Origin of the sequence: Sorangium sp. So ce131 (assembly GCF_051519095.1) — a bacterium.
Lineage (GTDB): Bacteria > Myxococcota_A > Polyangia > Polyangiales > Polyangiaceae > Sorangium.
In genome coordinates, this window is sequence record NZ_CP150455.1 from 1,397,967 (window position 1) to 1,423,942 (window position 25,976).

The window sequence follows — 25,976 nt, forward strand, 5'->3', positions numbered from 1 at the left end:
ATGATCTCGCTGTCTGGGGAGCGGCCGTGTCGCGGCCGCGGCGGACCTCGCCCGTGCGAGGCGCGCCGTGACCGCGCTTTCGTGACGTCACCGCGCGCGGAGGTACTCGCGCCGCAGGACCGCGACGTAGAGCGCAGCCTGGAGGAGGCCGAGCGAGCCCTCGAGGTAGGCGAGCACGAGGTAGGCCCTCGCGTAGTCGGCGAACGTCACCGCCCAGTACCAGAAGAGACCGAGGAGCAGCCGCGAGGTGATGGCGGCGGCGGTGGCGTAGCGGTCCCGGAGCGGCCTCACGAGCGCCGGGACGTACATGCTGGCGAGGAGCAGCGTCAGCACCCCGAAGCTGCGCTGCCAGATGTCCGCCTGGAACGACCGGATTTGCGGCAGGAAGAGCGCGGAGGTGAGCGAATCCGGCGAGAGCAGGGCTGCTGCGCCCAGCGCGGCGTCGACGGCGATTCCGAGCGCGACGAGGACTTGGAGCGCCCTCGTGGTGATGTGATCGGCGCGTGTTATCATGGTGGATCCCCCTTCCTGGATGACGGCTCCTAGAGCGTCTTGAGATACTCGATGAGCGCCCACTTATCGCTGTCGCTCAGCTCCGTCCCGTAGCGCGCCCCCGTGTGGCCCCGGCTGCTGTTGCCGGGCTGCGATGTCTCGAACAGGAACGCTCTCCGGCCTTCGACCTCGCGGACGTCGACCCGGAAGCCGACCCGGACGGGGTCGTACACGTCGTGGCCCCGGTAGAAGCGCGTCGGCCGCCGCTCGGCCGGGGTGAGCAGATCCCACAGCGTCGGGACCGAGCCGTTGTGCAGGTAGGGCGCGCGCGCCCAGATGCCGTCGAGCGGCTGGTTGGCGTAACCGTTCGTCTTCTGGAAGTGCCTGAACTCCCAGTCGTAGCCGCGGTCGTAGCGGACCTGGAGCTGCCTCAAGGTCGTCGTGTACGAGTTCAGGCGGTGCTCGTCCGTCCCGATCTCCTCGATCGGCACGACCCTCCCGACGCCGGCCCCGCCGATGGCGTGGCAGCCCGCGCAGTACGCGTCGTAGAGCGCCTGCCCCTGCCTGAGCTTCGCGGGATCCTCGCTTCGCTTGAACGGGAACGCCGGCGGCGGGAGCACGTCCAGCCACTCCTTGACCCGCCTGATCCGCGGCAGGTCCACGTCCGCGCGCGTGGCGCCGGCGCCGAACGCGGCGCTCACGTTGCGCTCCATGACCGAGGTGTTGTCCCCGTCCCAGTGCAGGTGCATGCCCTCGCGCGGCCTCTGGTTCCAGACGGAAGGGAAGTCGACGGTGCCGAGCCGCTCCTCCGCGGAGAGATGGCCCTGGTAGTACTCTCCGAACTGGTTCGTCTTGTAGGGGTTGAAGGTGTCCACCCGCCCCGGGCCGAAGGGGGGGTTCAGGGGCGTGAACACGTACAGCCGGTCTCGCGCCCGGAGGATGCCTCGCCTCATCTCCTCGACCGCGCCGCGGTAGACCAGGCGCTCGGGCGGGAAGAGCGCGCCGTCCTTCTCCACCTCGTCGATCACGAGATCCGGCGTGAACCTCGAGTCCTCGGCGCAGCGGAAGAGGAACTCGAAGTACGCTTGCAGATCGACCGTGTTGGCGGGCATGCCCAGGTAGCGCACCGGGGCGCTGTCCTCGGACGCGCGCACCGAGCCGACGTGGCACACCGCGCAGTTCAGGCCGACCAGATCGATGCCCCGGCGGCGGATCGAGAACCCGACGGGCATCGGACGGCCCGGCTCCTGGATGAAGCCGAACGTGGTGTAGTCCCGCCCCCCTTGCAGGTGCTCATGGAACATGCGCGGCAGGATCTGCATCACGCGCAAGGGCAGGCCGTTCTCGGTGTTGTCGCCGCCGATCGAACCGTACTTGAAGTGATCCTCGATCCCCTCGTAGGTGACCGGCCGGTTCGGCGCGTACCGGGAGGAGAGGAGGAGGAACACCCCGAGCGCGGAGAGCGCGCCCGCGATCCCGCCTTTGAGCCTGCGCCAGCGCCGGACCCCCTCTTCCGGGGGCCCCTCTGTGTGTTGCGTCGTCATGATCGTCACCCTTCTCTTGGTGCCGCCTTGCTGCTCCGGCTGACCGTGCGGGGCGGCCTGCGCGCCGACGCGCGTCCACGAGCGAGCTGAAGCCAGAAACGGACCCGCGGCCTGCGCGCCGGGAAGGCTCACTGCGCCAGAAAAGGAACGGGGAACTCGAGCTTATAAGACCAGGGCGTCAACGGATGACATGGCAGGAAACGTCCTCGCCACGGCAGCCCAGGCGCTCGGGAGATGGCGCGCGCAGCTCTGAAAGCATATATCTACTTACCTCGGCGGAGCGCGCAAGGCCGCCTCCGGCGATCGCGGCCAAGGCACGACTGGACGATTGGCGCCGTCCAGCGAATACACCACGCCCACGCAGGACACCGCGGAATCCTAACTCTCCTGGTGCAGCATGAAGCAGAACAACGCGAACGAAGTCATCTTCCAAGAGCTGAAGTTCCGGAGCCTCACGGTCAAGAACCGCATCTTCCGATCGAGCATCTCCGGGCGCTTCGACAACTACGACGGCTCGGGCACGTACGTCCGGATCAACTGGGAGGAGAAGTTCGCCGCAGGCGGAGTCGGGGCGATCATCTCCTCGTACGTGCCGGTCCACACCCGCGGGCGCATCCTCCCGAACTACGCGATGATCCACCACGACGGGACGATCCCGTTCTGGACCGCGCTGGGCGAGCGGATCCACCGCCACGACTGCAAATACATCCTCCAGCTCAGCCACTCGGGACGCCAGCAGGACGTCGGCGGCGTCGAGAACCTCCCCTTCGAGGCCCAGAGCGCGACGAGCAGGAAAGATCGGTTTCACGGCTTCCCCAGCCGAGCCATGACCAAGGACGAGATCAAGTACACCATCCAGTGCTTCGCCGACGGGGCGAGGCGGGCGAAGGCCGCGGGGCTCGACGGCGTGGAGACGCACAGCGCCAACGGGTACCTGATTAACCAGTTCCTGAGCTCCGGCATCAACGACAGGAAGGATGAATACGGAGGCTCCGTCGAGAACCGCGCGCGTTTCCTCGTGGAGATCATCCGCGCGATCCGCCGGGCCGTGGGCGACGATTTCCACGTTCAGGCCAAGATCGGCGCGGTCGATTACAACGACGTGCTCCCGTTCGAGCGGAGGGGGAACACCCTCGAGGATTCCATCGCGATCTGCCAGATGCTGGAGGAGGCGGGCGTCGACGCCATCCATGTCTCCACCGGGAGCATGTTCCCGCACCCGAGGAACCCCGCCGGGGATTTCCCGCTCGACGACGCGCGCCGCTGGTACGACGGCCTCCTGTCGAGCGGCACCCACACGATGCGCAACTACCTGATGTTCAGGTACCGGCTCCTCCGTCCGCTCTTCCGCCGCATGTGGTTCCGCCACCTGCCCGCGACGACGAGGATCGAGGGGATCAGCGTCGAGGAGGCGCGCGCGATCAAGCAGCACGTCAAGGTGCCCGTCATGGTCACCGGCGGCTTCCAGACGGCGTCGGTCATCGCGGAGACCATCCGGAGCGGGGCGAGCGACGCGGTCACCATCGCGAGGCCGCTCATCGCGAACAACGATCTCGTCAAGATGTTCGCGCGCGGGCTCGACCGTCCGCCCAACCCGTGCACGTACTGCAACAAGTGCCTGCTCAACGTGCTGGAGAACCCGCTCGCGTGTTACGACCTCGATCGCTACGAGGGCGACTACGCCAGGATGATGGAGAACGCGATGTCCGTCTTCTACCCGTCGCCGTTCAACACGAAGCCGCCTCCTCACGCCGGCCTCGTCGCGCCCGAGTCGCCGGACGGGCCGCTCGTGCCGATCGAGGCGGGGGACAGGGCGGCGGTGGACGGCGGCACCCTGCGCTGCACCTACTACCGCGGCGAGCGCCACGAGTGAGGCGCGATCGCCCGATGGTCACGCTCGGGCGGTCCACGTAGCGTCGGCCCGAGAGCTCGACAGCGTCCGCGCCACCGCCCCGGCCGCCCGGCCGAGCAGCCGCGCCGCCGGTGCGTCGAGGAGCGGCGCGGGCAGGGCGCTCGCGTCCGCGAGCTGCGTCCTCCGGGCTCCGCGAGAGCGCCGCCCTTCTGCTGGCTCCGGCTCGCCGCGCAGCGCGCGAACCCTCCACGCGAACCCTCCAGAGAACGGGGCGCACGCCATTGACGCCCGGCGCGCGGTCCACCACGGTGGGCGCCAGCGACATGAGCATGAGCATCACTGGATCCGCGGTCCCCGTAGTATCTGCCGATCAGGCGCTCCAGCGCCTGATCGAGGGCAACCAACGCTTCGCGCGCAACCTGCCCAGCGAGAATATCGCCGTGGCGCAGCGGGCCCGGGCCGCGCTCGCGGCGGGGCAGCGGCCCTTTGCCATCACCCTCTCCTGCTCGGACTCGCGGGTGCCGGCGGAGCTCATCTTCGATCAGGGGATCGGCGACCTGTTCGTCATCCGGGTGGCGGGCAACGTGGTGGCGCCCTCGCTGATCGGCAGCGTCGAGTTCGCCGCCGCCGCCTTCGGGACGCGCCTTGTGGTCGTGATGGGCCACTCGCACTGCGGCGCCATCAAGGCCACGCTGGACGAGCTGCAGCAAGAGGGGGGCGGCGTGCTCACCGACAACATCCGCGACATCGTCGAGCGCTGCCGAGCGCCGGTGGCGACGGTGCTCAGCGTCGCCGGGCGTCAGGCCCCGAGGGACTTCCTGCTCCGCGAGGCGGTGCGCGCCAACGTGCGCAACTCGTGCGACCACCTCCGGCATGGCAGTCGCCTGCTCGAGCGGCTGTGCGCCGCGGAGGGCATGCGCATCGTGGGCGCCGAGTACGACCTGGAGACCGGCGAGGTGACGTTCCTCGACTCCGCGTGAGGCGCCGCCGAGCGGGCCGCCGACGCGCGTTCGAGCGCGTTCGAGCGCGTTCGAGTACTGGCGTGCTCACGCGACGCACAGAAGGTGTCGTGTGTAGTGGTGCTGGAATAGTGCGACCGCACCGCCGCGAGCTCCAGGGAGGTCGCGCTCCGGAGCGGCGCGCTCTCCGGCCGCCGCGTGGTCATGGCGCCCCGGCGCGGCGCAGGAGCCCGTAGCGCGCGAGCTTGCGGTAGAGCGTCGTCCTCGGGATGCCGAGGCTCCGCGACACCTCGCACACGTTCCAGCCGGCGAGCTGCAGCGCGTCGCGGATGCGCTCCTCCTCGAGCCGGCGGTGCTCGGCGCGGGAGCGGCCCCGCCGCGCGGGCGCCGCCGCCGGAAGGTGGATGTCGGCGGGGCCGATCTCCGGGCCGGGCGCGAGCACACACGCGCGCGAGAGGACGTTCTCGAGCTGCCGCACGTTGCCGGGCCAGCCGTACGACGAGAGCCGCCGCAGCGCGCCGCGGGACAGCCGCGGGGCCGGGCGGCCCTGCCGCGCCGCGAGCTTCTCGACGATCGCCTGCGCGATCGCGGGGATGTCGTCCGGGCGGTCGCGCAGCGGCGGCAGCCGGATCTCGATGACGCTGACCCGGTAGTAGAGATCCTCGCGGAAGCGCCCCCGGGCGACCTCCTCCCCGAGATCCCGGTTCGTCGCGCACACGACCCTCACGTCGGGGACCGGGATGCTCCGGTCCGATCCCACCGGGCGGATCTCCCGCTCCTGGAGCGCGCGGAGGAGCTTCGCCTGCACGGCCACGGGCATCTCCCCGAGCTCGTCGAGGAACAACGTCCCGCCCCGCGCCGCGAGGAACAGGCCGCCGTGGTCCCGCACGGCGCCGGTGAAGGCGCCCTTCACGTGGCCGAAGAGCTCCGACTCGAGCAGCGCCTCGGGCAGCGCGGCGCAGTTGACGGCCACGAACGGCCCCTCCCGCCGGGGCCCGCCCGAGTGGATGGCGCGCGCGACGAGCTCCTTGCCCGTGCCGCTCTCGCCCGTCACGGTCACCGGCACGTCGCTCTCCGAGACGCGCTCCACGAGCGAGAGGACGGCGCGCATCGGGGCGCTCCTCCCCGCGATCTCGGGGAAGTCGCGGCGCGCGTCCGCGCGGGTCCGCTCGAGCTCGTGCGAGAGCCGCTCGATCTCGCCCGCCTGCGAGCGCATGAGCTCCGCGACCCGGCGCTGCTCCTCCTCGAGGGCGCGGGTGCGGTCCGTGAGCTCGGCCATGAGCCTGCCGTTGTGCAGCGCGACCGCGATCTGGTCCGCGAAGGCGCCGAGCAGGTCCGCGTCGGCCTCGGCGAACGTGCCGCGCTGGAACCGGTTGTCGAGGTAGACGGCGCCGAGCACCGCGCCGTGCGCCCGGATCGGCACGCACACGATCGACCTGAGCCGCAGGGCGTGCACGGACGTGTTCCCGTGGAACCGCTCGTCGGCGAGCGCGTCGACCGTGAGCACGGCCTCGCCGCGCTCGACGACGCGCTTCGCGATGCCGTGGCTGAACTTGAGCTGGCTCTTGCCGACGCGCTCGCGGTCGAGGTTCCGCGCGACCGCGACCTCGAGCTTGCCCTTCGCGCGCCCGTCCGGAGGCGGCGGCGAGGCCAGGATCACGAACCCGCGCTCGGCGCCGGTCAGCTCGATGGCGGCGTCCATGGCCAGGCGGAGCACCTCGTCGGCGTCGAGCGTCGAGCTCAGCCGCCGGTTGATCTCGAGGAGCTTCAGCACGAGCTCCCGCTGGGCCGCCGGCTGGGCGGGCCCGCCGCGGAGCGCGGCCCGGCGCGGGTGCCGCCAGAAGACGTCGGCGAGCTCGGGCGGCAGCGTGCTCCCGATGTGCTCCCAGCACTCGAGCGCGGCGGTGCGGTGCCGCTCGGCGAGCGCCGTGGCCGACCGGAGGCGGAGCACCTCGGCGGACACCTCCTCGTGCTTCGCGTGGAGCTCGAGCTGCGCGACCCTGGCCACGAGGCCCGCGCCCCGGTGCACCTCCAGGAGGGCCGCCTCGGTGTCGCCGCGCGAGAGGGCGAGCTCCGCGCCCGCCGTCGCGTGGCGCAGCGCGAGGTCCGCCGCGTCGGTCTCCCGGAGCAGCGCCGCGGCCTCGGCCAGCCGGGCGCCCGCCGCGTCCCGGTCGCGCGCCGCGAGGGCGACCTCGGCGGCGTGGATCATCGCCTCGCACGCCTCGCGCTTCGAGCCGCGCGCCGCGTGGTCCGCGCGGGCCTGCTCGAGCAGGCGCGCCGCGTCGCCGAGCGCCCCGCGGGCGGCGGCGATCTCCGCCGCGAGCCCGAGCGCGGCGGCGGCGAGCTGCTCGGGGACCTTCGCGTTCTCGGGCGCGCGCGACGCACGCGGCGCGCGCAGGCGCGCGACGCCGAGCTCGGCCCGCTCCAGGAGGCCGATGTCCGCGTGGATCTTGGCGAGGTTGAAGCGGAGGGTCGCCTCGGTCCGCTCCTTGGCGTAGGCGACGGCCGCGCGCAGCCCGCGCTCGTAGCAGCGCAGCGCCGCGCCCCAGTCGCCGAGCTGGTGCCGCGCCGTCCCGAGGTTCAGCGCGGCCGTGGCGAGCAGGTCGCCGAGGCCCTCCGCCTCGGCGAGGTCGAGCGCTCCCTGGAACCCGCGCGCGGCGAGCGCGGCGTCGCCGGCCCGGTAGGCATGGAGCGCGTGGTAGCTGAGCGTGCGGACGCGGGCGCGGGGCGAGTCCGACGCCGGCCGCAGCGCCACGGCGCGCGCGAGGCTCCGGAGCGCGCCTGCCTGGTCGCTGAGGTACCCGAGCGCGAGGCCCAGCGTCTCGGCGAGCTCCGCGGCGACCGACGCGGCGGCCTCGCCCGGCGGCGGGGCGCCGGCCTCGCCCGGCGGCTGGGCGGCGGCGGCCTCGCCCGGCGGCTGGGCGGCGGCGGCCTCACGGGACGGGAGCGCGGCCGCGGCCTCCGCGACGGCGAGCGCGCGCTCGGCCTCGCGCCGCGCCTCGGCGTAGCGGCCGAGGCGCAGCAGGCAGCGCGCCGAGAGGCTCGCGAGCCGGCCGCCGCGCTCTCCGGGCGACAGCGACCGCGCCCGCTCGAGCTGCGCGAGCGCCCGCTCGACGCGGCCGAGCTTCTCGTAGCAGCGCGCCGCCCCGTACGAGAGCTCGACCAGGACCTCGGGCGGCGGCCGCGCGCGCCGCGCCCGCGCGAGCAGCGACAGCGCGCGCCTCGGGTCGCCGGCCGCCTCGATCGCGGACGCGGCGGCCACGAAGGTCCGCGCCGCGGGCGCGGCCGCGCAGGCGGCGTCCGCGGCGCGCACCCAGGCGCGCGGCGCCCATTCGAACATCGGCTCGGACGCGACGAGCGCCCGCCGCGCCGCCTCGTGGTCACCCGCGAGGGCGAGCGCGCGCGCCCTGTCCGCCGCGCGCTGGCTGCGGAGAGCCGGGGCGAGCGCCGCCTCGTCGACGCCGCCGAGGTGGTCCGCCATGGCGGCCGCGACCTCGCGCACGGCGCCCGGGTCGAGCGCCGCGAGCAGCGCCCTCGCTTGCCCCGGCTGGCCGAGGCGCCAGCCCTCGCCGTCGAGCCCGGCGAGCCCCGCGGCCTCGAGCGCCTCGAGCGCCGCGCGCGCCACGCCGAGCGCCGCCGCGGCCCCGGGCGACAGCCGGTCGGCGACGGCGAGCGCCGCGAGGGCGCGCGCCTCGCCGCGGCCGAGCCCGGCCACGCGCCGGCGCCAGTGCTCCGGCGTGGCCGTCGTGTGAACGAACCCGTCGAGCTCCGCCTCGCTCACCGCGCGCCGGGCGAGCGCGGAGCAGAGCTCCTTCAGCGCGCGCGGGCGGCCGCCGCTCGCGCGCAGGAGATCGGGGCCGCGCGCCGCCGTGGTGAACGGCGCCGTCCAGACCCGGACCGCGGCCTCGCCGAGCGGCTCGAGCGGCAGCGCGACGACCGCCTCGCCGGCCACGTCGAGCCGCTCGGCGGAGGCGATGAGCCAGAGGACGGCGTCGGTCGTCTCGGTCGCCCGCACGAGCGCCTCGAGCAGCGCCCGATCGTCCGCGCCGAGCCGGTCGGCGTCATCGATCGCGAGGACGCGCGGCCGGACTGCACCCGCGGCGCGGGCGCGCTGGTCGTCGGCGCCGCGGGCGCGCTGGTCGTCGGCGCCGCGGGCGCGCTGGTCGTCGTCGGCGTCGACGCCGCGCGCGCACGCGAGCTCGCCGCGGGCGTCGAGCAGCGCGCCGACGCCCGCGGCGAGCGAGGCCCGACCGAGCGCGCGGCCGAGCAGCGCGCGGAGCGGATGCTCGCCGCGCGGCGCTCCCTCGACGACCGGCGCGCGGAGCTGCGCGCGCCACTTGAGCTCGCGGAAGAGGCGTGATTTGCCGATCCCTTCCTCGCCGGTGATCACGACCGCGCGCGGACCGCGCTCGCCCTTGAGCAGCGCCTCGAGCGCCGCGTCGAACGCGCGCACCTCGCGCTCGCGGCCGACGATCTCGCCCGGCTCGCTCACGACCGCGGGGGCGCGCCGCGGCAGGCCGCCGGCGGAGAGGGCCTCGAGGATCTCGTCGACGCAGGACGGCCGGTCCGCCGGGTCCTCGGCGGTGAGCCGCTCGGCGAGCCGGCGCGCGGCCGCGGGCGGCGCCCCGGAGAGCAGCGGAAACAGCTCCTCGAGCGTCCTCCCCACGGCGAAGAGATCGGAGCGCGCGCTCGGCGGGGCGCCCCGGAGCAGCTCGGGCGCGAAGAGCCGCGCCGTGCCCGAGAGGTCCCCCGCCTCTGCGCGCATCCTCCGGGCCGCGCTGAGATCGATGAGCACGCCCGAGCCGTCGTCCCGCACCAGGATGTTCTCTGGCTTGACGTCGCCGTGGACGATGCCGGCGCCGTGGAGCCAGCCGAGCGCGTCGAGCGCGTCGAGCAGGAGGGGCAGGGCCGCGCGGAAGGAGCGGCCCCGGGCGTGCTCGGCCAGCGTCCGCCCGCGGATGAGCTCCGCCGTGGAGTACGTGAGCGGCGCGCCGCCGTCCGCCGTCCGCGCGAAGTCGTAGGCGCGGGCCAGGCGCGGGTGAGCGCAGCCGGAGAGCAGCGAGAACTCGCGCCGGAACGCCTCGACCGCGCCCGCCGAGTCGAAGCGCAGCGTCTTCAGCGCGACGTCGCGATCGAAGAGGTGGTCGCGCGCCTCGAAGACGGAGCCGAGCCCGCCGCGCCCGAGGGCTCGCACGAGGTCGTAGCGGCCGTCGACCACGGCTCCTGGCGCAAGGCCGTGCTGTACCATCGGAACAAACCGGAACAGAATGGTACAATAACCGAGGGCACGACCTCCAGGGATCCGAGCGATCGCGCTGGCACGGCCGTTGAACAGCGTGACGTCGTGAGGTGGTGGGCTTCGGTTCTCTTGGTTGCTTGCGTCGCCGGGTGCGGGGTGAACCCCATCCCCGAGCCGCCGTCGACGCCTGAGCTTCTCGGCGATGTGGTCGGCGTGGGCTGCGACGTCTGCGACAGGGAGGTCATCGACCTCGCCGGCGGGCCGGGGAGCGTGAGGAACGCCGACGTCGTCTGGGCGGTGAACCTCGACGGGACCGCGCCACCCGAGGTCGCCGCGGTCGGCGTCGATGGAAGCTTCCTCCTCCCCCTGGAAGCTTCCTTCGGCGACGAGGTGCGCTTGCAGGCGCGGCGCGGCGAGAGCCGCTCCGAGCCAGCCGACCTGATCGTCGCGGACGGCGTTCTCGAGAGCGCGCCCCGCCCGCTCGCCGACTGCTTCCACGTCGAGCCGGAGCTCGCCTTGGCCGACACGGCGGTCGGCGAGGTGTCCACCGGCGCCCTCCGGCTCGAGCACGGCTGCGCGGCCCCGCTCGCGATCGACGCGATCACCCTTCGTGCGCCGTCCGCCGAGCTCTCCCTCCAGGGAGGGACGGCGCCGGTGGTCCTCGCGCCCGGAGAGTCCATGGATGTCCCCGTGGAATTCCGGCCGAGCGCGCCCGGCGCGCGCGAGGAGGTGCTGCTCATCGAGGTGTCTTCTCCCGCGGCCACCCGGCGCGCGGTGACGCTCTTCGGGCGCGGCGTGCCCTGAGGCGACGAGCGCTTCACGCCCCCTCCAGGGGGCCACGAGCCGTCCTCCCGGGCGAGGTGTCTTCCTGCGAATCAACCGTCTTGCGAGAGACAAGAACATGGAGACGAACATGCGATCCTATGCTTTGTGGTTCCTTTCGGCGTCTGCGATCCTCGGGCCGCTCGGGTGCGACCCCGACGTGGGCGGAGGGACGTGCCCGGACCCGCGAGATCCCGAGGTGCATTACGTGTCTCACGAGCCAGAGTGCCCAGGCATCGACGTCGGGTGCGCGCCGACGCAGACGGCGTTCTCCGACGAGTGCGGGTGCGGCTGCATCGGCCCCGAGCCGGCGGCCTGCCCGGATCCGGGGGACCCGGAGGTCCGCTACGTGTCGCACGACCCGAGGGAGTGCCATCTCATCGATTTCGACTGCTCATGGCCGCAGACGCTGTTCTCCGACGAGTGCGGGTGCGGCTGCGTCGGCCCTGAGCCGGAGGCGTGCCCGGACCCGAACGACCCGGAGGTCCATTACGTGTCGCGCGATGAGCTGGAGTGCCAGCTCATCGACTTTATCTGTCCTGAAGGCCAGGAGTACATGTCCGGCTTCCCCTCCGCGTGCGGGTGCGGCTGCATCGGTCCCGAGCCGTCGGTCTGCCCGGACCCGCGCGACCCGAACGTGCGTTATGTGTCGCACGATCCGCGCGAGTGCGCCCGCATCGATTTCGACTGCTCGCCGCCGGAGGAGCTCTTCTCCGGTGAGTGCGGGTGCGGCTGCATCGGTCCCGACCCTCTCGTCGGGCGATCGCATTGACCGTCATGACCTCGCGACCCGACCCGGGTTGACCTGCCGCGGGACCGCGCGACCCGACCCGGGTTGATTGAGCGCGCCTGCTCAGCCGCCGCCCGAGCGCTCGGCCGAGGTGGTACATGAGCCGGCTGAACGGGCGGCGCGCGCGCGGACCGAGGTTCGCGTCCGCGTCGACGAGGATCTGCTGCTCGCGCGCGCGGCGCAGCCGTGCCTCGAGCTCCTGGATTTGGATCCGCACGACCTCGATCTCGCTGCGGTACCTCGACACGATGCCATGATACCCTCGACCGAGCATGAACGCCGCCGCCGCGACGTACGAGGTCTTCTCCGCCGCGCAGTGGGGCCGCCTGCGCGCGGCCACGCCGCTCACCCTCTCGGAGGCCGATCTCGCGGCGCTGCGGGGCCTGAACGAGCGGCTCTCGCTCGACGAGGTCGCGACGATCTACCTGCCGCTCTCGCGGCTCCTCAACCTGCACGTCGGCGCGGCGCAGCACCTCCGCCGCGTGAAGGACGAGTTCCTCGGCCGCCCCGCCGGGCGGCGGCCCTACGTGATCGGCGTCGCCGGGTCGGTCGCGGTGGGCAAGAGCACGACCGCGCGCGTGCTGCAAGCATTGCTCGCGCGGTGGCCCGATCACCCGCGCGTGGACCTGGTGACCACCGACGGCTTTCTGTTCCCCAATGCGGTGCTCGCCTCGCGCGGCGGCCTCCGCCGCAAGGGCTTCCCCGAGAGCTACGACCTGCGGCGGCTGGTGCAGTTCCTCGCCGACCTCGAGGCCGGCGTCGAGGCCATCGAGGTGCCGGTGTACTCGCACGTCACGTATGACGTGGTCGCCGGGGAGGTGCAGACCGTGCGGCAGCCAGATATCGTGATCCTCGAGGGGTTGAACGTGCTGCAGGGCCCCGACCGCGCCGGGGCGATCGCCGTCAGCGACTTCTTCGACATCGGGATCTACGTCCACGCGGAGGAGGCCGACATCGAGCGATGGTTCCTGGAGCGCTTCTTCTCGCTGCGGGCCACGGCGTTCCGCGACCCCACCTCGTACTTCCATCGTTATGCCGCGATGAGCGACGACGAGGCGCGCGCCTTCGCGCTGGAGGTATGGCGCACGATCAACGGCCCCAACCTGACCGAGAACATCCTGCCGACGCGCGCCCGCGCCGACGTCGTGCTCGAGAAGGGGCCTGACCACGCGGTGCGCGCGGTGCAGCTCCGCCGCTTCTGATGCCGTCGTGACCCGACCCACGTTGCGCGACCCGATCCAGGTTGGGCCAGCAGCAGCCCGGGGTGGTTTCGCCATCACCCAGGTTGGGGTAGTGTCGCCATAAAAATTCAGCGATGGTACACAGGGCTGACCCGCCGAAAAGAGTTGTCTACCCTACGTTTGAAAGATGACCTACTCCATCGAACCCTTGTTTCAGCCGATGCAGCTGCTGAGCATCACCTTGCGCAGCCGGATCGTCATGTCGCCCATGACGCGCTGCTTCTCGCCCGGCGGCGTGCCGGGCCAGAACGTCGCCGACTACTATCGTCGCCGCGCCGAGGCGGGCGTGGGCCTGATCGTCACGGAGGGGACCGGGATCGATCATCCGTCGGCCCTCGGCAGCGGCGCCGCCGGCGAGGACGACATCCCTGTTCTCTACGGCGACGCCGCGCTGGCCGGCTGGAAGAAGGTGGTGGACGACGTGCACGCCGCCGGCGGGCTGATCTTCCCCCAGCTGTGGCACATGGGCGTGCTCCGCACGCCGGGCACCGGACCTTTCCCCAATGCGCCGTCTTCCCGCCCGTCCGGCATCTGGGGCCCACGGGACGGCCTCCACTCCATGCCGCCCGCGTACGTCGAGCGGATGCTCTCGCCGACCGAGCCGATGACTGAATCCGAGATCGCCGACGTGATCGCCGCCTACGCTCGCAGCGCGGCCGCCGCCAAGGCGGTCGGCTTCGACGGTATCGCCGTCCACGGCGCGCATGGATATCTCATCGACACGTTCCTCTGGGAGGCGACCAACCAGCGCACCGACACGTGGGGCGGCGATCTGGTCCGCCGCACCCGGTTCGGCGCCGCAGTGGTCAAGGCCGTCCGCGAGGCGGTCGGCCCCGCCGTTCCCATCATGTTCCGCTACTCCCAGTGGAAGCTCCATGACTATAACGCTCGGATCGCCCGCACGCCGCAGGAGCTGGAGAGGGTGCTGCGGCCCCTCGTGGACGCCGGCGTGGATGTCTTCGACGCCTCCACCCGTGTCTTCTCCGCGCCGGCGTTCGAGGGCTCGGACATGACCCTGGCCGGGTGGACGAAGAAGGTCAGCGGGAAGCCCTGCATGGCGGTCGGCGGCGTCGGTATGTCCAGGGACCTGATGTCCTCCATCGCCGTGGGCTCCATGCCGGTGAACAACCTCGACCAGGCGCTCGCGCGGTTCGAGCGCGGAGAGTTCGACCTCCTCGCGGTCGGCCGCTCGCTCCTGGCCGATCCAGAGTGGGCGCTCAAGGCGCGCAGGGGCGAGCCGTTCACGGCATTCAGCCCGGAGCACTTCCGCCAGCTCTACTGAGGCGCCACGCGATCATCGCTCGGGGTGCGCATACCGCATCAAGCGGTCGATGCAGCCCTGCCAGGTGGAGGGGTCGAGGACCCTCGCCATCTCGTCATAGTGCTCCCCCTGTGCCGCTTCCCCGGCCGTGTCCATGGCATCCATGAGCTTCCGGAGCCTCGGGGCCTCGCCGTGCACGAAGCAATCCACCATGCCGGCCGCTTGCACGTAAAACAGGACCGCCTGATCCGGGGGCAGCGTGTACGGGATCGACTGCTCCATCACCTCCAGGGGCATCGGGTCGTCTCGCACCCGCTCGAGCCGTGCCGCCTCGAGCCACCAGGCTTCGCGCGCGACATGCATGGCGATGCCCTCTTGCGCCCAGGCCGGCCACAGCATTCCATGGCTCATCAGCGCGTGGTGTGCATATTCGTGCAGGACGCTGGTCCCCACGTCCGCGTGTGTCATGACGACGTGCAACGCGCCGTCGTAGTAGGCGACCACGTTGGGATTGGTGCACGCGGCGGCCACGAGCAGCTCCGCGTCGACGTACGCGAAGACGTCCGGGCGCCGGGGTTTGAGCCCCAGCTGCGCGAGCACCTCGCCCTCCGCTTGATCGAGGTGCGGCAGGAGGTGCACGTGCGCGCCGTCGGGCAGCCTGGGGTCGATGTAGAGCCGCCCAGCGTCTCCCCAGCTCTCATCCCGAAAGTGTGAGATCAACGACTCGCGAGCCCGGACTGCCTCTCGGGGGGCCATGCACAGCCCTGGCTGCAGCCTGCGCTGGATCGATGCCTGGTCCACCCGGCGCGTGCGGCGCGGCGCGGTGACCATCTTCTCGGGGACGAAAGCCAACTCGGTCTCGGAAGGCTCGCCTTCGACGGCTGGGGGCGGGCGCGCCGGTGGGTTCTCGGTCCCCGGCTCCGGCGCGGTCGGGGCGGGCCGTCGGCTCGGAGGGCTGCTGGGCGCGGGCTGGCTCGGCGCTGGCCTGACGTTGCGTTGGTTTGCGCGAGGGCCAGTTGGTTCGGGCGCCGAGGTGCCGGATGGGACCGCCGACGGACTCGACTGTTGGCTGGCGGAGGTGCTCGCAGCCCCCGAGCGTCGCGCCATCCACGACACCTGCGCGGCTCCCAAAACGGCCACGGCCAGCCCCACACCGAGAGCAAAGCGACGAGCAACGGTCACAGCGAGGCGAAAAAAGCAAATTCCGTGCCGCCCGTCAAGCCCCGGCGTGTGACCACACACCGGCGCTGCTCATCGTTCAGGCTCTCGACGTCGCTTTCTCATCAGGATGGATAACGTGGGGTCTCATCCACCCTACAACGCGCAGCGTGGCTGTACGATGAGGCGGTCGCCACGATGCGCTTGACTTTCAGACCGCATTTGAACTTCTTGACTACGATGGCTTCACCTGAGAAGACGACGGATTTTTGCAGGAGAAGCGGAGAAGGAGGCTCACGGTGTCAAAGACCAGCATGATTACACCTTTCCGCTTCGCGCTCGTGCTCGGACTGGCTGCGCTGGCGCATCCATGGCTCGCCGGCTCGGCCGACGCCGCGCCGGTGACGATCACGAACGGCACGCAGTTCCGGGACACCTCCGGCAACGTGGTCCACGCCCACGGCGGCGGCGTGATCAAGGTCGGCGACTATTATTACTGGTTCGGCGAGAACCGCGCCACCAAGTACGTCGATGTCTACCGCTCGACCAACCTCAAAGATTGGGAGTTCCGGAACCACGTGCTGGCGCCGGGCTCGCACTCCGAGCTGCGGTCGGCCAACATCGAGCGCCCCAAGGTGATCTACAACAACATGACGGGCCAGTACGTCATGTGGATGCACAAGGAGAACGCCACCGACTACGGCGAGGCCCGCGCGGCCGTGGCCACGTCCGGCACGGTGGACGGCAGCTACACCTACCGCGGCAGCTTCCGCCCGCTGGGGCACATGTCGCGCGACATCACGCTCTTCAAGGATGACGACGGCACCGCGTACATGATCTCGGCCGCGCGGGAGAACGCCGATCTGCATATCTACCGCCTGACGTCCGACTACCTGAACGTGAGCAGCCTGGTGCAGATCCTCTGGGCCGGCTCGTGGCGCGAGGCGCCGGCCATGTTCAAGCGGAACGGCGTGTACTTCCTGCTGACCTCGGGCGCGACCGGCTGGGACCCCAACCAGCAGAAGTACGCCACCGCCTCCAGCGTCGGCGGCACCTGGAGCGCCCTGCAGAACATCGGCGACTCGACCGCCTACAGCTCGCAGACGGCCTTCGTGCTGCCGGTCCAGGGATCGAGCTCCACCTCCTACCTGTACATGGGCGACCGCTGGGCCGGGGCCTGGGGCGGGCCGGTGAACGACTCGCAGTACGTCTGGCTGCCGCTCCAGTTCCCCAGCAACACCACCATGACCATGAGCTACTCGGATCAGGTGACGATCGACGCTGCCACCGGAGTCGTCCAGGGCTCCGGCGCCACGTACTCCACGTTTGCCGCGCGCCACAGCGGCAAGTGCCTGGATGTGAACAACGCATCGGCCGCCGACGGCACGGTCGTGCAGCAGTGGGCCTGCAACGGGGGCAGCAACCAGCAGTGGCAGCTCCAGAGCACCGGGAGCGGCTATTACCGCGTCGTCGCGCGGCACAGCGGCAAGTGCCTGGATGTGGTCAGCAGCTCGACGGCCGACGGAGCGGCCGTGAAGCAGTACACCTGCAACGGGGGCAACAACCAGCAGTGGCAGCTTCAGGACGCCGGCGGCGGGTATTCTCGCCTCGTCGCGCGGCACAGCGGCAAGTGTCTGGACGTGGTCAGCAGCTCGACGGCCGACGGAGCGGCCGTGAAGCAGTACACCTGCGGTAGCGGCAGCAACCAGCAGTGGCAGAAGCGGTGAGCCGAGGGAGCGTCGCCCGACCCCAACCTGGGTCGGGCGGCGGCGATCCCGACCCGGGCGGGGTGGCTCCGTCGGGGTAGGTGCTTCGACCCGGATCGGGCTTCCAGACGGACAACGTGCCGGCGTCGAGGGCCGCGGCGCATCGGGAGGATTGTCATTCTGGCAGGGCCGGGCGGCGACTCACCCCGCCTGAGCGCCAGACTGGCGCGCGAGCCCGCTACGCGCGCGCAGCGTCGCGGCGGTCGTAGAGCTCGCCGCTTGGCACGCAGCTCGCTAGATCGCGGCGGGGCCATGGAATCTGACATGTTGCTGAAGCGGCACCTGGGCGTGGCGTTGGGCCTGATGGTCGCGCTCGCCGCTTATTTCCAGGCGTCCGGCATCGGGCACCTCGTCGCGTCGAGCGTGGCCGCCTTGCCGCCGCCGGTCCTTCCAGGCCATCGCGGGAGGCCGCTTGGGGCGCGCGCCGAGCAGGATCACGCCACGAGCGCGGCGCTGATCCTGTCGCGCAACCCCTTCGACTCGGTCACCGGACCGCTCGACGGCAGCCAGGTGAGCCCGGTGATGGCCGAAGTGCTGCCGGAGAGCAAGGACACCTACGAAGACCCAGCGTGCGACAACATCCGGGCGCTGCTCATCGCCAAGGGGGACGACGCGGCGTGGTCCTTTGCCGCGATGAGCGGCTCGGACGGCAAGACGGTCCTGCGCCGGCAGGGGGATGAGGCCTTCGGGAAGACGATTCACTACGTGGGGTGGGACCGGGTCTGGCTGACGACCGGCGGCGCGCGGTGCCAGGCCGTCATGGGCCGCAGCCCAGCGCGAGACGGCGCCCCGGGAGCCTCACCGGCGCTGGGGCCGGCACCGTCTGCAGCGCCGCGGAAGCCGGCTCCGTCGACGGTTCCGCCGGAGATAGCGTCGAAGATTCGCAAGATCAGCGAGACGGAGTTCCGGGTGGAGCGCAGCGCCATCGCCGCCATCCTGGAGCAGCAGTCCGAGCTGATGCGCTCGGTGCGCATCGCGCCGGAGCCGGGAGGCATCAAGCTCGCCCGCATCCGCAGCGGCTCGCTGCTGGAGGCGCTCGGCTTGAAGACCGGCGACAAGCTGGCCAGCGTCAACGGGTTCGATGTGAGCGACGTGTCCAAGGCCCTCGAGGCCTACGCGCGGCTCGCCACCGCGAACCACGTCGCGCTGACCATCAGCCGCGACGGGAAGCCGATGACGATCGACTTCCATATCGATTGAGCCCCGCGGCGGTGGCTCCTCCGCGGCGCAACCTGGGTCGGGGGTCGGGTGGCCGCAACCTGGGTCGGGTGGCCGCAACCTGGGTCGGGTGGCCGGGTCGGGTGACCGCCGGGTGACCGCAACCTGGATCGGGTGGCCCAACCGGTGGCCGTGGCCGGGTCGGGTGGCCGCACAACCTGGGTCGGGTGGCCGCAACCTGGGTCGGGTGGCCGGGGGGCCGAAACCTGGGCCTGGTGTCGATGTAGGCCAATGACCTACATACGCAGCCCAGGAATCTCACCCTCTACAAGGGTTCGACGCTTTCTTTCGAGCGTGCGTACGTCTAGGCTGTTCGCGTGGGTTGACGCGGCGGGGGCCGCAGTGGCGGGCAGCGTCCTGCTTGCTCGACCACACCGCCCCGTTGCGACATCCATCGGCACGGACCGGAGGCGTGAGCCTCGGTCGGGGCTGCATCACGATCGGCAAGGGGAGTGCCCGGTTTCGCGCGGCGCCATTACGCCGGAACCCGTGAGGGAGCACACAGGTATGACGGAAATGGTAACCAATCCTGGCGGGGGCTCTGAGGTCGACTTCCTGCGCCGCCGCGTCACCGAGCTGGAGCAACTCCTCGGCGCGGGGGACGCGCCCGGCGGTGACGGCGCGCGCGGCATGGGGGTCCACGACTTTCACGAGCTCGTCGACCTGGCGCACGACGGCATCCTGGTGCGGCGCGTCGACGGGACGATCCTCTACTGGAATCGGGGCGCCGAGCGGCTGTACGGCTACGAGAAGGCCGAGGCCGTCGGGCGCGTCTCGCACGAGCTCCTGCGCACCACGTTCCCAAAGCCTCTCGAGGAGATCCTCGCCGCGGTGCTCGAGTCGGGGTACTGGGACGGGGAGCTCGTGCACACGGGGCGCGAGCGCTCGGTCATCGTCGCCAGCCGGTGGGTGCTGAAGCGCGACGCCGAGGGCGCGCCGCTCACGCTGCTGGAGATCAACAGCGACATCACCGAGCGCAAGGCGGCCGAGCAGGAGCGCGAGCGGCAGTCCGTCCTCCTGGAGCAGCAGTCGCGCCTGCTCGATCTGGCCCGCGACGCGATCATCATACGCGATATCGACGGCGCCGTGACCTACTGGAACCACGGGGCCGAGAGGATGTACGGCTACCTCAAGGCCGAGGCCGTCGGCCGCGCCACACACGCGCTCCTGCGGACACGGTTCCCGTCGGAGCTGCGGGCGATCAACGAGGCGCTCGTCGAGACGGGGCACTGGGAGGGGGAGCTCGTGCACACGCAGCGCGGCGGCGCCACCGTCATCGTCGAGAGCAGGTGGGTCGCGCAGCGGGACGAGCAGAGGCGGCTGCGTCATGTGATGGAGATCAACAGCGACATCACCGCGCGCAAGCTGGCCGAGCAAGAGCGCGAGCGGCAGCAGCAAGACCTCATCGAGGCGCAGTCGATCGCCCTGGCCGAGCTGTCGACGCCGCTCATCCCCATCACCGATACCGTGCTCGTGATGCCGCTCATCGGGGTCGTGGACTCGAGGCGCGCCGAGCAGGTGATCGCCACGCTCCTCGAAGGGATCTCGTCGTCGTCGGGGGAGATCGCGATCCTGGACATCACCGGCGTGCCGGTCGTCGACAGCGAGGTGGCGAGCGCGATCGTGCGCGCCGCGCGCGCCGTGCGGCTCCTGGGCGCCGAGGTGGTGCTCACGGGCATCCGCGCCGACGTCGCGCAAACGCTGGTCGCCATGGGGGACGATCTCAGCAGCGTCGTCACGCTCGGCAAGCTGCAGAACGGCATCGCGTACGCGCTGCGGCGCACCGCCAAGGCCGCCTCCAGGGCCGCGCCCGCGGCGGCGCCCGCCCCTGGCGCGCCCGCGAAGAGCTGACGGCGCGGCCCAACCCGGGCCGGGCGTTGTCGCTCCGCCGCATGGCGCGTATCGTGGTGGCCTGTCGGCCGGACATCCGCAGCTGGGACGAGCTGCACGCGGCGCTCCAGGTGGCGCAGGGGTGTAGAGGCGGACCCTGCGGCTAGGAGGAGAAAAGGCAAAGCGATGTTGGTCTATGTGTTCTGGCACTGGCGGCAACCAAGGACCGCTGCGGAAGACTACGAGCGCCGGCAGCGCGCCTTCCACGCGGCGCTCGCCGCCGCGCCTTCGTCGGGGTTTCTCCGGTCGTTCAGCGTCGCGCTCTCCGGGGCGCCCTGGGCGGCTTCGGGCGGCGAAGCCTACGAGGACTGGTACCTCGTGCAAGACTTCGCCGCGCTCGGCGCCCTCAACGAGGCAGCGGTCTCCGCCAGCCGCACCGCGCCGCACGACGCCGCGGCCGCGGTCGCCAGCGGCGGCGCCGGCGGACTGTATCGCCTGCGGGGCGGGGCAGCGCTCCGCGCGCCCGGCGTCGCGCACTGGTTCGGTAAACCGGGCGGGATGTCCTACGGTGAGCTCTTCGCGCAGCTCACCCCCGTCGTGGATCGAGCGAACGCCGCCCTGTGGATGCGCCAGATGGTGCTTGGTCCGGGCCGGGAGTTCTGCCTGCACGCGTCCGCCCCCGTCTCTCTCCCTGCCTCGTTCGACGCGCTCGTCCTCCCGCTCCGGCCGGCCTGGCCGGAGCTCTCGACCACGGGCGTGGAGCCCACGCGCTGACCTCGGGCCCGCGCCGGGCGCTCCCCCTCACCGCCGCGCCCTCGCCCGCTTCCCCTGCGGCGCGAGCACCGTGAGCGCCGTGTCGATGAACGCGCGCAGCTTCGCCTGCGCCTGCGCGCGCGCCGGAAAGTAGAGGAAGAACCCCGGGCCGGTCGGCGCGTAATGATCGAGCGCCGTCGCCAGCGTGCCGCGCGCCAGATCCTCCGCGACGGTCAGATCGGCCGCGTAAGCGAGCCCGAGCCCCTGGCGCGCGAGGGACAGCGCCAGCTCGCCGTCGTTCAGCGTGATCGCGCCGGGCGCGTCGACGACGATCTCGCGGCCGTCGCGCACGAACTCCCAGCGGTAGAGCGCGGAGCTCAGGAACCGGTACCGGATGCACGCGTGCGCGAGCAGGTCCTCGGGCGCCTCCGGGCGGCCGTGGGCGGCGAAATAAGCCGGCGCGCCGACGACGAGCCAGCGGAAATCGCCCGTGAGGCGCACCGCGATCATGTCCTTGGCCAGGGACTCGCCGATGCGCACGCCGGCGTCGCACCCGGTCTCCGCGAGGTCGACGAGGGCGTTGTCCACGCAGATCTCCACGTCCACGCCCGGGTGCTCCCGGCGGAAGCGCGGGAGCACCGGCTCGATCACGAAGGGCACGGCCATCTGCGGCACCGTGAGGCGCAGAAGGCCGACGGGCTCGTCGCGCAGCTCGCCGAGCGCCTCGAGCGCGGCGCCGATCTCCGAGGCCGCGGGCGCGACGCGCTCGAGGAGCTTCTCGCCGGCCTCGGTGAGGCCGACCCGGCGCGTGGTCCGCGAGAAGAGCGGGAGCCCGACGCGGCGCTCGAGCGCGCGGATCGACTGGCTCACGGCGCCCGCGGTCACCCCGAGCTCCGCCGCGGCGGCGCGGAAGCTCCGGCGCCGCGCCACCGTGAGGAAGACGGTCAGACCCTCGAAGCGGTCCGTCGCGCGGTTCATGGCCCGACTGTATAGCAGCGCTCACCGGGTCGTTTCGCGCGGCGCGCCTACCGGCCGCGGCGCGGGCGGCGCATCTCTCGCGTGCGCCGCGGGGCACGCCGCTCCGCCGCGCAGGAGAGAACGACCATGCACCTCAAGCTCTTCGGATCCACGGGCCTGCGCGTCTCGGAGCTCTGCCTCGGCACCATGACCTTCGGCCAGGCGTGGGACTTCGGCGCGCCGCACGCGGAGGCCGCGAGGATCTTCGAGACGTTCGTCGAGGCCGGCGGGAACTTCTTCGACACCGCCTGCAACTACCAGGGCGGCGCCGCCGAGAAGAGCCTCGGCGAGCTGATCGCGCGCGACCGCGATCGGTACGTCGTCGCCACCAAGTACACGCTGAGCGGCGCGCCCGGCGACCCCAACGCGTGGGGCAACCACCGCAAGAACCTCCGCCGCTCCCTCGAAGGCAGCCTGAAGCGGCTGGGCACCGACTACATCGACATCTACCAGGTGCACCTCTGGGACCACACGACGCCCGTGCCCGAGGTGATGAGCGCGCTCGACGACGTGGTGCGCTCCGGCAAGGCGCTCCACGTCGCGATCTCCGACGCGCCGGCGTGGGTCGTCGCGCAGGCGAACACCTGGGCGGCGGCGCACGGAAAGGCGCCGCTGTCGGCGATCCAGATCGAGTACAGCCTGCTCGAGCGCCACGTCGAGCACGAGCTGCTCCCGATGGCGCAGGCGTTCGGCCTCCCGGTGCTCGCCTGGTCGCCGCTCGCCTTCGGCGTGCTCGCGGGCAAGTTCCACGACGGCACCCAGGGGTCGAAGCGCGGCGACTGGGCCCAGGGCTACCTCGGCGCGCGCGCCGACGCGATCGTGCCCGTGGTCCTCGCGATCGCGAAGGAGCTCGGCGTCTCGGCCGCGCAGGTCGCGCTCGCGTGGGTGCGGCAGCGCGGGCCGCAGGTCTACCCCATCCTCGGCGCGCGCACGAACGCGCAGCTCGTCGACAACCTCGCGTCGCTGAAGCTCGCCCTCTCCGCGGCGCACCTCGCGCGCCTCGACGCGGTGAGCGCCGTCGAGCCCTCGTTCCCGGGGAAGATGTGGAAGAACGAGGCGATCGTGAACGGCATCCTGTCCGGCGGCACGGCGGCCTCGATCACCGGGTGGGAGCACCCGTGATCGGGTGAGACCCATCGCGCTGCGCCGCCGCTCGCCGTGAGAAAAGCGGTGCTATACAGACGATCTTGTCCATGGATCGACGGGCCCGCGCTCCAGCCTGCGGGCTCCGATCACCGGGCGCAGCGCCGCGTGAATGCGCGCCCGCGATATCCCCCCTATCCTGACGAGGTCCTACCATGTCTACTAGCGGTCGTTGTCCTCGTGGTCTGGTCGCGTTCCTGTGCCTCGCCGCGCTCACGGCCGCCGGCTGCGTCTCGGAGGCCGATCCACCGGTCCTCGCGGACGATGGGCTCGAGGAGGCGGCGCTCGAGGCGAACGCGGCGCGGGCGGGCCACGGTCACGCGAAGAAGAGGTGCCGCCGCCATGTCGGTATACACGCCGAGTGGTCGTCCGCGGCGCCGCTGCCCGAGGCGCGAGAGCGGCACGTCGCGCTGCTCATGGCGGACGGTCAGGTGATGGTCGCGGGCGGCAGCGGAGACTACCCCTATCCCACGACGGTCGACGTCTACAATCCCACGACGGACACGTGGACGACCGGCGGCACGCTGCCGTACGCCTTGTCCCCCGTGGGCGCTGCGCTCCTTCAGGACGGCAGGGTGCTCTTCAGCCCAGGGGGGCTGGTCTACGATCCGAGCACGGGCGCCACCACGAGCGTCCCGCTCACGCCGCGCGAGGCGGTCATCGGGTGGGAGTTCGCCCAGACGGCGCTGACCCCCTTGCCGAACGGGCTGGTGCTGCGCACGGGCGGCAGCGACGATGACAGCGTCCTCAGGGAGGCCGTGCTCTACGATCCTGCCACGAACACCTGGTCCAGCGCAGGGACGATGTCGGTGACCCGCCACCTGCACACGGCGACGCTGCTCCAGGATGGTCGCGTGCTCGTCGTCGGCGGGTACACGTTGAACTCCGACGAGCGCCCCGCGGGGCGCACCAGCGTCGAGATCTACGATCCAGCCACGGGCGCCTGGACGGCGGCGGCGTCGACGAACCTGCCGCGCATGCAGCACACGGCCACCCTGCTGCCGAGCGGGCGCGTGCTGGTGGTCGGCGGCGGCGGCAGGATCTACGGCGGCACCGAGGAGGAGGTGGTGGTCGTCACCGACGCCGGCGAGACCGCCGAGATTTACGATCCCGCGACCGACACGTGGACGTTGACCCCGCCGCCGAATTTCCGCCACACCTGGGCGTCCGCGGTCGCTCCGCTGTCCCACGGCCGCGTGATGGCGGTCGGCACGCAGGGCGCCGAGATCTACAAAGAGGCGAACAACACCTGGACGGTGATCGACGACCCGATCCAGAGGGGATTCCACACGGCGACGACCCTGCTGGACGGCTCGGTCCTCATCACGGGCGGGTACGACGCGACGTACTTCTCCAACCCGCCCGCGCTCACGAGCGTGGAACGCTACGGCGGCTGCAAGACGAAGCGCCCCGACCCAGGTTGAGCGACCCGGGTTGCGACCCCGACCCGGGTTGCGACCCCGACCTCGGGTCGCCCTTTCCCAGCGCGTCGGCGCGGCAGCGTCGCGCGGGGCGCCTCACGCGCTTCTCCCGGATTCCCGTCATGGCATGTTGCGCCCCCGTGTGCAGGAGGTGCCCGAGCCCTCGTCACGAGCACCGGGCTGCCGCGGCGGCGCGGGACGTCCAGAGCGGTAGAGCGTGGCTGCGTCCTTGCATTCCCCGTGAGCATGTCACGGGCGTGCTCGGTGCCTGAGCGCGGGATCCGCGCGCTCAGGCACGTTCGATCCAGCACGCCGCGCCGTGACGTAGAGGCTGACCAGCAAGGAGAAACCGCCATGAGTACGCGTCAATCCACAGGTCTCGCGTCCGTTCTGCTCGGCGTCGTGTTCACGCTCTCCGGGATGTCGGGCTGCGGTGTGCAGACAACGAGCTCGACGCTCGCAGAGGATCAGGAGAGCGCAGAGCTCAACGAGCAACAGGGAGACGAAGCGTCAGGCGCAACAGCCTCTGCCGACATCGACAGCGCCGATCTCGGCGAGTCCTCCGAAGCGCTCCAGTACTGCCCACCGCCCAGGAGGCCACCGCCCAACGTCGCCTGCGCCCAGGTGATCACATGGGCCAGAAATCCCAGGACAGGCATGTGCTGCCAGTACGCCAGCCCATGCAACGCGCCGGTGCGATGGCGGATTTTCTACTCGTTCCGGGGTTGCAGGCGTGGGTGACCGCGCGACCTGACCCCGCGCGCAACCCGCAACCCGACCCAGGTTGGCATAGCAGCCCAACCTGGGTCGGGCGTCTCGCCGCGGTCCACGCGCCGCGAGGCGGCCGCCCGGGATGGCGCCGCCACCCGTCCGGGGTATACACTCCGCGGAAGCAGCTCGTCATGACCGGGGACGAGGAAGAGGGGGAACATGGCGGATTTTTACGATGTTAGCCTTGATGTCGCGACACCGGCTGATGCTGCGTTGCTGTCCAATCTTCTCGAGCTGTACATTTACGACCTCAGCGAGGCCTTCAGCGTCGAGATCGGCGCCGACGGCCGCTTCGGTTACAGCAAGCTGGCGCTCTACTGGTCAGAGCCGGGACGTCGGTTCCCTTTCCTCATCCGATGTGACGGCCGCATCGCGGGGTTCGCTCTGGCCACCCGTGGCTCGCCGGCGACGGACGACCCGAACGTCTTCGATGTGGCCGAGTTCTTCGTCCTGCGTCGTCACCGTCGCTCCGGCGTGGGCCGCCGTGCGGCCGCGCTCCTGTGGAGCCGTCTTCCGGGCAGGTGGACCGTCCGCGCCTCCGAGGGAAACCCAGGCGCCATTCCGTTCTGGGCCGGCGTCATCGGGCAGTTCACCGGCGGCGCCGCGACCGAGCTCACGCGCCCTGGCAATCCGCACGCGTGGCGCGTGTTCTCGTTCGAGAGCCCGCCTCAGCACAGCACGGCCTGACCCGCCTTCGAC

At 71.6% G+C, this 25,976-nt stretch carries 18 protein-coding genes; 13 read left to right on the forward strand and 5 right to left on the reverse strand.

Annotated features, from left to right (window positions below; translation table 11 throughout):
• Positions 1 to 87 precede the first annotated feature (87 nt).
• Complete coding sequence (locus WMF43_RS05115; protein WP_437677847.1) at positions 88 to 513, reverse strand: hypothetical protein; 426 nt, start codon at positions 511 to 513, stop codon at positions 88 to 90.
• Positions 514 to 542: 29 nt separating this feature from the next.
• Complete coding sequence (locus WMF43_RS05120; protein WP_437677849.1) at positions 543 to 2,036, reverse strand: c-type cytochrome; 1,494 nt, start codon at positions 2,034 to 2,036, stop codon at positions 543 to 545.
• A 397-nt stretch (positions 2,037 to 2,433) separates the two neighbouring features.
• Here WMF43_RS05120 and WMF43_RS05125 point away from each other — a divergent pair, with 397 nt between their 5' ends.
• Positions 2,434 to 3,909 carry an NADH:flavin oxidoreductase gene (locus tag WMF43_RS05125; protein ID WP_437677851.1) on the forward strand — a complete coding sequence of 492 codons (1,476 nt, stop codon included), beginning with the start codon at positions 2,434 to 2,436 and terminating at the stop codon, positions 3,907 to 3,909.
• A gap of 308 nt (positions 3,910 to 4,217) precedes the next feature.
• Positions 4,218 to 4,868 (forward strand): carbonic anhydrase, encoded by a 651-nt coding sequence (locus tag WMF43_RS05130; RefSeq protein WP_437683948.1) that lies wholly within the window; start codon positions 4,218 to 4,220, stop codon positions 4,866 to 4,868.
• Between the two features lie 181 nt (positions 4,869 to 5,049).
• On the opposite strand, the gene WMF43_RS05135 is transcribed toward WMF43_RS05130, so the two are convergent.
• The gene (locus WMF43_RS05135; protein WP_437677853.1) at positions 5,050 to 10,065 is read right to left on the reverse strand and encodes a sigma 54-interacting transcriptional regulator; all 5,016 of its coding nucleotides are present in this window, start codon (positions 10,063 to 10,065) and stop codon (positions 5,050 to 5,052) included.
• A 150-nt stretch (positions 10,066 to 10,215) separates the two neighbouring features.
• Between WMF43_RS05135 and WMF43_RS05140 the strand changes: the two genes are divergently transcribed.
• The 4 genes from WMF43_RS05140 (at position 10,216) to WMF43_RS05155 (ending at position 14,221) form a co-directional block, all read left to right on the forward strand.
• Positions 10,216 to 10,890: a hypothetical protein gene (locus tag WMF43_RS05140; protein ID WP_437677855.1), complete on the forward strand. Its 675-nt coding sequence runs from the start codon at positions 10,216 to 10,218 to the stop codon at positions 10,888 to 10,890.
• 109 nt (positions 10,891 to 10,999) lie between these two features.
• On the forward strand, positions 11,000 to 11,680 hold the full coding sequence (locus WMF43_RS05145; protein WP_437677857.1) for a hypothetical protein: 681 nt from the start codon (positions 11,000 to 11,002) through the stop codon (positions 11,678 to 11,680).
• A 290-nt stretch (positions 11,681 to 11,970) separates the two neighbouring features.
• Positions 11,971 to 12,900, forward strand: a complete 930-nt coding sequence (coaA, locus tag WMF43_RS05150; RefSeq protein WP_437677859.1) for a type I pantothenate kinase — start codon at positions 11,971 to 11,973, stop codon at positions 12,898 to 12,900.
• A 166-nt stretch (positions 12,901 to 13,066) separates the two neighbouring features.
• Positions 13,067 to 14,221 (forward strand): NADH:flavin oxidoreductase, encoded by a 1,155-nt coding sequence (locus WMF43_RS05155; protein ID WP_437677861.1) that lies wholly within the window; start codon positions 13,067 to 13,069, stop codon positions 14,219 to 14,221.
• A 12-nt stretch (positions 14,222 to 14,233) separates the two neighbouring features.
• On the opposite strand, the gene WMF43_RS05160 is transcribed toward WMF43_RS05155, so the two are convergent.
• The gene (locus tag WMF43_RS05160; protein ID WP_437677862.1) at positions 14,234 to 14,920 is read right to left on the reverse strand and encodes a translation initiation factor IF-2; all 687 of its coding nucleotides are present in this window, start codon (positions 14,918 to 14,920) and stop codon (positions 14,234 to 14,236) included.
• Positions 14,921 to 15,672: 752 nt separating this feature from the next.
• On the opposite strand from WMF43_RS05160, the gene WMF43_RS05165 reads away from it, so the two are divergent.
• From WMF43_RS05165 to WMF43_RS05180, 4 genes are all read left to right on the forward strand, one after another.
• A complete protein-coding gene (locus tag WMF43_RS05165) occupies positions 15,673 to 17,085 on the forward strand; it encodes an RICIN domain-containing protein (RefSeq protein ID WP_437677863.1) in 1,413 nt (470 codons plus the stop codon).
• Positions 17,086 to 17,388: 303 nt separating this feature from the next.
• Positions 17,389 to 18,324, forward strand: a complete 936-nt coding sequence (gene gspC / locus WMF43_RS05170) for a type II secretion system protein GspC (protein ID WP_437677864.1) — start codon at positions 17,389 to 17,391, stop codon at positions 18,322 to 18,324.
• A 534-nt stretch (positions 18,325 to 18,858) separates the two neighbouring features.
• Entirely contained in the window at positions 18,859 to 20,193 is a 1,335-nt protein-coding gene (locus WMF43_RS05175) for a PAS domain S-box protein (protein WP_437677866.1), read from the forward strand.
• 165 nt (positions 20,194 to 20,358) lie between these two features.
• Positions 20,359 to 20,946 carry a hypothetical protein gene (locus WMF43_RS05180; protein WP_437677868.1) on the forward strand — a complete coding sequence of 196 codons (588 nt, stop codon included), beginning with the start codon at positions 20,359 to 20,361 and terminating at the stop codon, positions 20,944 to 20,946.
• 27 nt (positions 20,947 to 20,973) lie between these two features.
• Here WMF43_RS05180 and WMF43_RS05185 read toward each other — a convergent pair whose 3' ends face one another.
• On the reverse strand, positions 20,974 to 21,903 hold the full coding sequence (locus WMF43_RS05185; protein WP_437677869.1) for a LysR substrate-binding domain-containing protein: 930 nt from the start codon (positions 21,901 to 21,903) through the stop codon (positions 20,974 to 20,976).
• Positions 21,904 to 22,029: 126 nt separating this feature from the next.
• Between WMF43_RS05185 and WMF43_RS05190 the strand changes: the two genes are divergently transcribed.
• The 3 genes from WMF43_RS05190 to WMF43_RS05200 all read left to right on the forward strand — a co-directional run bounded on the left by WMF43_RS05190 (position 22,030) and on the right by WMF43_RS05200 (position 25,964).
• Entirely contained in the window at positions 22,030 to 23,064 is a 1,035-nt protein-coding gene (locus WMF43_RS05190; protein ID WP_437677871.1) for an aldo/keto reductase, read from the forward strand.
• 176 nt (positions 23,065 to 23,240) lie between these two features.
• Positions 23,241 to 24,509 (forward strand): Kelch repeat-containing protein, encoded by a 1,269-nt coding sequence (locus WMF43_RS05195; RefSeq protein WP_437677873.1) that lies wholly within the window; start codon positions 23,241 to 23,243, stop codon positions 24,507 to 24,509.
• Positions 24,510 to 25,436: 927 nt separating this feature from the next.
• Positions 25,437 to 25,964, forward strand: coding sequence for a GNAT family N-acetyltransferase (locus WMF43_RS05200; RefSeq protein ID WP_437677875.1), 528 nt, complete (start codon positions 25,437 to 25,439; stop codon positions 25,962 to 25,964).
• The last annotated feature ends 12 nt before the right edge of the window (positions 25,965 to 25,976 follow it).